Source organism: Pseudomonas edaphica, from assembly GCF_005863185.1.
Taxonomy (GTDB): domain Bacteria; phylum Pseudomonadota; class Gammaproteobacteria; order Pseudomonadales; family Pseudomonadaceae; genus Aquipseudomonas; species Aquipseudomonas edaphica.
The window spans coordinates 1-4,693 of the sequence record NZ_VBVZ01000498.1 but is presented as its reverse complement, the minus strand read 5'-3'; the positions used below and the strand labels follow the sequence as shown (position 1 = coordinate 4,693).

At 58.2% G+C, this 4,693-nt stretch carries 9 protein-coding genes; 1 reads left to right on the top strand and 8 read right to left on the bottom strand.

Going from position 1 to position 4,693, the window contains the following annotated elements; genetic code table 11:
• The 8 genes from FEM54_RS25145 to FEM54_RS25110 form a co-directional block, all read right to left on the bottom strand.
• On the bottom strand, positions 1 to 223 hold a 223-nt coding region (locus tag FEM54_RS25145), incomplete at its 3' end, for a hypothetical protein (RefSeq protein ID WP_138453502.1).
• Positions 220 to 669 carry a hypothetical protein gene (locus FEM54_RS25140; protein ID WP_138453501.1) on the bottom strand — a complete coding sequence of 150 codons (450 nt, stop codon included), beginning with the start codon at positions 667 to 669 and terminating at the stop codon, positions 220 to 222. The genes FEM54_RS25140 and FEM54_RS25145, both read right to left, overlap by 4 nt.
• A complete protein-coding gene (locus FEM54_RS25135; RefSeq protein WP_138453500.1) occupies positions 666 to 854 on the bottom strand; it encodes a DUF1382 family protein in 189 nt (62 codons plus the stop codon). The genes FEM54_RS25140 and FEM54_RS25135 overlap by 4 nt, the downstream gene beginning before the upstream one ends.
• Positions 854 to 2,254 (bottom strand): DnaB-like helicase C-terminal domain-containing protein, encoded by a 1,401-nt coding sequence (locus FEM54_RS25130; RefSeq protein ID WP_138453499.1) that lies wholly within the window; start codon positions 2,252 to 2,254, stop codon positions 854 to 856. Before FEM54_RS25130 ends, FEM54_RS25135 begins: the two co-directional genes overlap by 1 nt.
• Positions 2,251 to 3,075, bottom strand: a complete 825-nt coding sequence (locus tag FEM54_RS25125) for a replication protein (protein WP_138453498.1) — start codon at positions 3,073 to 3,075, stop codon at positions 2,251 to 2,253. Before FEM54_RS25125 ends, FEM54_RS25130 begins: the two co-directional genes overlap by 4 nt.
• A 2-nt stretch (positions 3,076 to 3,077) precedes the next feature.
• A complete protein-coding gene (locus tag FEM54_RS25120) occupies positions 3,078 to 3,338 on the bottom strand; it encodes a hypothetical protein (protein ID WP_138453497.1) in 261 nt (86 codons plus the stop codon).
• Entirely contained in the window at positions 3,338 to 3,889 is a 552-nt protein-coding gene (locus FEM54_RS25115; protein ID WP_240792801.1) for a phage regulatory CII family protein, read from the bottom strand. The genes FEM54_RS25120 and FEM54_RS25115 overlap by 1 nt, the downstream gene beginning before the upstream one ends.
• On the bottom strand, positions 3,843 to 4,070 hold the full coding sequence (locus FEM54_RS25110; RefSeq protein WP_074900406.1) for a helix-turn-helix transcriptional regulator: 228 nt from the start codon (positions 4,068 to 4,070) through the stop codon (positions 3,843 to 3,845). The genes FEM54_RS25115 and FEM54_RS25110 overlap by 47 nt, the downstream gene beginning before the upstream one ends.
• A gap of 106 nt (positions 4,071 to 4,176) precedes the next feature.
• Here FEM54_RS25110 and FEM54_RS25105 point away from each other — a divergent pair.
• Positions 4,177 to 4,693, top strand: a 517-nt coding sequence (locus FEM54_RS25105; protein WP_138453495.1) for a helix-turn-helix domain-containing protein, incomplete at its 3' end; no start/stop codon positions are given.

The following is a 4,693-nucleotide window of genomic DNA, read 5'->3' as shown; positions in this document are numbered from 1 at the left end:
GTGATGGCCGAACTCCCCTCGTCTTGCTTACCTTCCCTTCAGCCTCAAGCTGACGCATGGTTTTGCGCAGGGTGTTCAAGTCGTAGGCCCGCATCATTGCCTTGATCCACTTGTTCACGATCGTTACGCAGGCATAGGACAGAGCGAACAGAATCAGGGCCACGATGCCAACTGCGGCGCAAACCATCACGCCGTAGCCGATCCACTGAGCAATCTCGTTCATGACTGCTCTCCCTTGCCCATGGCGGCGCGGGCCGCGTCGACGTTTAGCGATTCACCTGGTCGTAGGTCGTCCCAGTTAGCCAGTAATGGTCGCAACGCATTGCGCAGCGCCTCGATCTCAGCCAGTTGCAGGATCTCGCGCTCAGTGTATCGGGCGTTCTCTGCCTTGAGCTGGTTGCGCTCGGCCAGCAGGTTTGTCGCAGCTTCGACGGTTCCACCGTGATGCTCCAGCAGGATCAGCTGTTTGCATTCCGTGTTCAGTCGCTCGTTCTCGGCGATCAGGGCCAGGACGCGCCCAGGATCGCAAGCAGCAATGAACTCAGCATCTTGGGCACTGAAATATGGGCGTTTGAAGCACTCGGCGGCGTACCAACGGCCCTCGCCAACTTCGCCGCCCCAGTTTTTTGAAGCCGATGCCGCACGCTTCAATTCGGTGTTGTCGGTCATGTCCGTTGCTCCGCTGCTTCTGCGATCAATGCCATGCGCTCAAGGCGGTCGGCGGCTTGGCTGGCCAGGTTCGCGTGGTCGGACTCATCGACCACCGGCATGCACACGAACTGGATCCCGTGCTTGACCAGGGCATTGGCCACTTCAAGGGACTGGCGTAGCTGTGCTGGGCTTGCTCGTTTCATCAGAAACCACCCCGTGGGTTGAAGTCGTTCAAAAGGGATTTGGAGGACTTGCGAGGCGCTGGTGCGGCGGCTTCTTGCTGCTGCTCGCGCTGCCCGGCGTAGTTGACGAACCTTGCGAACTCGCCCTGGTGCTGGAGCAGGCAATGCCCTACCGAAGCGTGGCGGTGCTTAACCACGTCGATCTCGGTCACGCCGCTGCGCCCGAGGTCAGAATCGGCGTCACGGTGGGCAATCATGATGATGTCGGCGTCCTGCTCGATCTCGCCGGAGTCGCGCAGGTCGGACATTTGCGGCTTCTTGGTCGAGCGCGTTTCGATGCTGCGGTTGAGTTGGGCCAGGACGATAATCGGGATGTCCAGTTCCTTGGCCATCGCCTTGATGCCTCGACTGATGGCGCCCAGCTCAAGGTTCCGGTTCTGCTGGCGAGAGCTAGCCTCTGGCGCGATCAGGCCGATGTAGTCGATGACGATCAAGTCCAACGGTTTGGCGCGGTGCTGAAACCGGGCGATATTGCGGATGCGGCTCAGTGGCAGCCCACCCTTCTGGCAGATCCGCAGATCGGCCGAGTGCATACGGCTCACGGCGCCAGTAATGCGCGTGATCGATTCGCCGTTGCCCATGGCCTGGCCGGTATCGATACTCCCGAGCGTCACCGCCGACGAAGACGCCAGGCTGCGCTTGGATAGCTCCTTGGCGGACATTTCGAGCGAGAAGACCAGCGCTGACTTGCTTTCGCGGATGGTGAGTTGTTCGGCGATGCCAAGGCCCAGCGTGGTTTTACCAGTGCCCGGACGCCCAGCGATGATGATGACGTGTGAGCCGCGCAGCCCTTGGACCAACTCGTCCAGATCCTTGAGGCCCGTCGCGTGCCCGTTGATGCCTTCACCGTTGAAGCGAGCGTCCATTTCGTCAACGACTGGACCAAGGGCTTCACGCAGGCTGATCACATCCGGTTCGTCGTCTTCGCTGTTCAGGGCCAGCACGGCCTCTTGAGCGTCCGCGATGATCCCGGCCAATGGCCGTGCATGGCTCGCCATGTCGATGATGGATTGACCGATCTCCGCGACCTTGCGGGCCTTGGAGCGCTCTACCACGATACGGGCGTACTCAAGACCATTCGCGGCGCTGGGCACGCCGTTGTAGATCTCCGAGGCCCGGATCATGGTCAGTTCGCCGCTGGACAGTTCGTGGCGAATGTCGGCGATCGAAACAGGGTCTGCTGGACGGCCGGCGGAACGGGCGGCAAGGATCAGCGTGTAAATCTCAGCAACGTCTTGGTCGTAGAAGTCGGTCGGGCTGACCATGGCGCCGATTGATTCAATCAGATCGGGCTTGATGAATAGGGAGCCGACAACACCGTACTCCGCTTCCATCGCAACCAGTGGGCGGTCAGTAATCATAGGGCCTCCAACACTTTCAGGACTTTGTCCTGGCGGGTCAGAAACTCGATGTCAGCAGTCCAGCCACGGTCGTTCTCGCCGATCCAGTGCTTGTTGTTCAGGCAATCGGTGAAGTACGCAGTCCAGAACTCACCCTTGCGGAACGGGTGAACGCCGTTGATCTCCAGGTTCCAGCAGCCCTTGATCAGGGTTTTGCGCTTGGCCGAGAGCTTCAGGCACTTCGGCAGCTTCTCGCCGCAGACGGTGTTGTAGATTTCCTGAATCTTGCCGTATGGGATGCGGTCAGCCTTGGCGGCAGCAGGTTGGTCAGGTTGTGGGGTGCCCTGCTGTTCCGGTTCAGATTCCAAATCCTCGCCGGTCGAAGCGACAGCGGCGACAACTGCGTTAGCAGTAAGATTTGTATTTATGTCTTTTATGCGTGTAATTTTCGACACAGTGGAGGGTGTCTTTTCTACACAGTGTGTAGATTTCAACACAGTGGACTTGGGGTCAATTTTCCATTCGTTGACGGGTAGGAAAGTGATCGGATCACGACTCCCGCCATCTCGAAACAGAACACGCTGTCGGATCAGGGAGTTGATAGCCCGAGATACGTTGGCACGCTCCGAGGTAGCCTTCTCTTCGTCGCTGTACATCATCTTGGCGATGTAGAGGGCCGCTACCTTCACTGACTCCTTGTTGTAGCCGATAGTGAGCCTGTGGATCGCCAGAGCGACACGCAGTTCACGGCCTGACAGGTCTGCACCTATCAGGGCTTCGTACAGGTCGTTGTCCATCCGGGTAAATCCCCCGGTATTGCGAAGTGGGATGACATTGCTCATACTTAATGCGTCCTGATATTTGAAATGCTCGTTTCGGTTGCAGCCGAACGAGACAACGAAGCCCGCAAATGACTCATGCAGTCGTTGCGGGCTTTTTTCTTGGCTGGATCGCTGTAAGAGAGTCGAACCAGTAGCGCAGCCTTCTCTGCTGCGAATTGATGAAACTCACGGGTGCCCGCCTCCACTGGCACTGAGTCAGCGAGTTTTTCCAAGGCCTCATCGAGAACCTGATTGATGTGGCGCGCTGGGTGCGGGCGAAACATCAGGCCACCTTCACCGAGGCTTTCAACTGCGCCAGAGCGCTCTCTGCGTGGTCGATCTCGCGCAGAATCCGGGCGCGCTCAACCTGGTCTACTCGACCATCAGCCATCGCCGCATGCGTCTCGACGGTGACTTCTGCAAATTCCAGCGTTGCGCGCCCGAGAGCGTCATGAATGTCGATCGCCATGGGCTGATCGGTCTTTACGATCGAATAACCGAACTCGCCAGCCAGCGCCGCCAATGGACGCATGTCCTCGGTATGCAGCAGCAGGGAGTACAAATGCTTCACGTTGAACCACGCGCCGTCGTAGTTCGCGTTGGCGCGCTGGAGCAAGCTCACCGGCGGCATGCTCATCAACGTGGCGAGATTCTTGGTGTTCGCCTCCTCGACGGAGGTGTCGCAAGCCCTCAGAAAATCCTGCATACCTAAAACCTCGAAATTCTTTACGTGGCGCCCTGCGGGTGCAGAGGCGATCATTTGCTCAATGGAACGGCGGACAGGGATGTCAGGCGGCGGACTGGGATGAAACGCCCGCAGGCGGAAATGCCTCATCAAGAACGCACTTGGCACCCAAGGCGTTCAATGCAGACACGATCAGTCGTGCCTCGCTGAGCCCAGGACAGCGAAGGCCGGACTCGTAATTAGCAAGGCGTGATTGATTCCACCCAAGCGACCGCCGAAGGGCAGCCTGGGTAATCCCGGCTTTCTCTCGAATGTTTCGGACGTGGTTCATGGAAATCGCTCCTATAGCTCTTGGCCCAAGGATAAACACGCATCGTGTTAAAGGCAAACACAATAAGTGAAAGCCGGGTATTTCAATACGTGATTGAATCCCGCGCATGACCGAATTAGCTGAGCGCATCAAACGCGCACGTAAAAATGCTGGAAAATCACAGGCTCAACTGGCTGAGGCTTGCGGCTGGTCGCAATCCCGAGTGGGAAACTACGAGGCCGGAACTCGAGAGCCGTCTTTTGCAGATATAGAATTGATGGCCAAGGCGCTAGGCGTGGCGAAGTCCGAGCTTCTGCTAGATACGCAAAATGAGTCGACAGCTCCAGGCCAGGCAGACGATCAGGCTGCCCGTCCGTCCACTGCTGAAATTGTGAATATGATGCTGGCAAAGCACGGCAAGAATCTTACTGATGACGCGCGCAGGATGATCTCGGACGCCGTCAACGAGACCGCGCGTGAGTTGGGTTCGAGCAACGTGATCACCGTCGACTTCTCTCGCCCCGGCCAGGTTGGTGATGAGGTGTGGATTGCCCACTATGATGTCCGCGGAGCGATGGGTGACGGCCAGGTGCCACACGACTACCCGGAAACCTTTCAAGATGTACGGGTCAGCCCCAGCCACC